A 2010-nucleotide genomic window follows, 5' to 3' on the forward strand; every position below is an offset into this window, starting at 1 on the left:
CGGCCACGGCGCGGAAGGCCCGGCCCTGCGGACTCTCGCCGTCGAGGGCGCTAGGCAGGCCGCGGTCGCCGCGCTCGCGGATGGTCGAGGCCAGCGGCAGCTCGCCCAGGAAGGGCAGGCCGATCGCCTCGGCCGCGCGCTTGGCGCCGCCGCTCCCGAAGACGTCGTCGCGCTCGCCGCAGTGCGGACACGTGTAGTAGCTCATGTTCTCGACGATGCCGAGCACGGGCGTCTTCAGCATCTCGAACAGGGTGATGGCCTTCTGCGCCACCTGGAGCGCCACGTCCTGCGGCGTCGAGACGATCACCGCGCCCGTGAGGGCGAGCTTCTGGCAAAGGCTGAGCTGCACGTCGCCGGTGCCGGGCGGCAGGTCCACGATCAGGTAGTCGAGCTCGCCCCAGGCCACATTGCCGAGGAACTCGTCGAGGGCCTTGGCCAGCATCGGCCCGCGCCAGACCACGGCCTGCTTCTCCTCGATGAAGAAGCCCATCGAGATCACCTTCACGCCATGCTTCAGCACGGGCACGATGTGCCCGCTGACCACCTGCGGCGTCTCGGTGATGCCGAGGATGGCCGGCACGCTGGGCCCGTAGATGTCCGCGTCCATCAGCCCCACGCGCGCGCCCTGCGCGGCGAGGGCGACGGCCAGGTTCACGGCGACGGTGCTCTTGCCCACGCCGCCCTTGCCGCTCGCGACGGGCACGATGTGCTTCACCCCGGGCACGCGCCCGGCCGCGAGCCCCGCGCCGCCGGCCACCTGCGGCCCGCGCACCTGCGCGGTCATCGTGATGTCCACCTCTTCGACGCCGGGGACCTCCATCACAGCGTTTGTGGCTGCATTCCGCATCAGGTCCTTCACCGGGCAGGCCGGCGTGGTGAGCTCGATCGAGAAGGCCACGCGCCCGCCGTCGATCTCGAGGTCCTTGATGAAGCCGAGGCTGACGATGTCCTGCCGAAGGTCGGGGTCCTCGATATGGCGCAGCGCGGCGAGGACGGCGTCCTGGGTGACCTTGCTCTTGCTCACGGGCTTCTCCTCTCCGAGTGGTCGAGATCATCGGCCAAAGCGGCCAGCAAACTCAAGGTCCCGCGCGGCAGGCGCGCCATGGCGGGCGCGAGACGGTCGAGCGCGGCGCGGGCGGCGGCGCGGTAGCGCGCCGCGTGCTCGGGCGCCGCGGCCGCGAGGCGCAGCAGCACCTGCGCAGCCGTGCCGTTGCCCGAGGGCAGCGCGCCGTCGTGCGGGTCGAGGCGTCGCGCGAAGTGCAGGGGCTCGCCCGTGGCCGTGAAGTAGAAGCCGCCGGCGGGGTCGGCGAAGTCGGCGAGCAGGGCGTCGGCCAGCGCGCGGGCTTCTTCGAGCCAGCGCGCTTCGCCCGTGGCTGCATGCAATTCGACAAGGCCGAGGGCGAGGAAGGCGCAGTCGTCCAGCGTGGCCGGCAGCTTGGCCTGGCCCGCGCGGTAGACCGCCAGCAGGCGTCCCTCCGCGCGCAGCGCGCGCAGCACGAAGTCCGCAGCCTCGCCGGCAGCGCGCAGCCACTCGGCTTCGCCCAGCAAGCGCCCCGCGCGGGCGAGGCCGGCGATCATCAGGCCGTTCCAGCTCGTGAGCACCTTGTCGTCGCGCTCGGGCCAGACGCGGCCGCCGTCGCGGGCGGCGCGCAGGGTCTCGCGCCAGGCGGCCAGCTCGACTTCGCTCACGCCCTCGCGCGCGGCGGCCTCGGCCAGCGGCATCGGCAAGTAGAGGATGCTCGTGCCCAGGCGCTCGCCGGTCGCTTCCTCGCGGAAGTTGCCGCCCTCCTCGACGCCGTAGATGCGCCCGAAGCGCTCGCCCGCAGCCTCGCCCAGCAGCGCGGCGAGCTCGGCCGGACGCCACACGTAGAAGCGCCCCTCCTCGCCCTCGCTGTCGGCGTCGAGCGCGGCGTGGAAGCCGCCCTCGGCGCCCCGCATGTCGCGCAGGGCCCAGCCGGCGATGCCGCGCGCGACGGCCGCGAAGTCGCCCCGCCCCGTGCGCCGCGCGGC

The 2010-nt window shown here is 73.6% G+C and carries 1 protein-coding gene; it reads right to left on the reverse strand.

Going from position 1 to position 2010, the window contains the following annotated elements; genetic code table 11:
- On the reverse strand, positions 1-1024 hold a 1024-nt coding region (locus tag FJ251_15820; protein ID MBM4119169.1), incomplete at its 3' end, for an Mrp/NBP35 family ATP-binding protein.
- Positions 1025-2010 lie beyond the last annotated feature (986 nt).

The sequence above is a fragment of the bacterium genome, assembly GCA_016873475.1.
Classification (GTDB): Bacteria; Krumholzibacteriota; Krumholzibacteriia; order JACNKJ01; family JACNKJ01; genus VGXI01.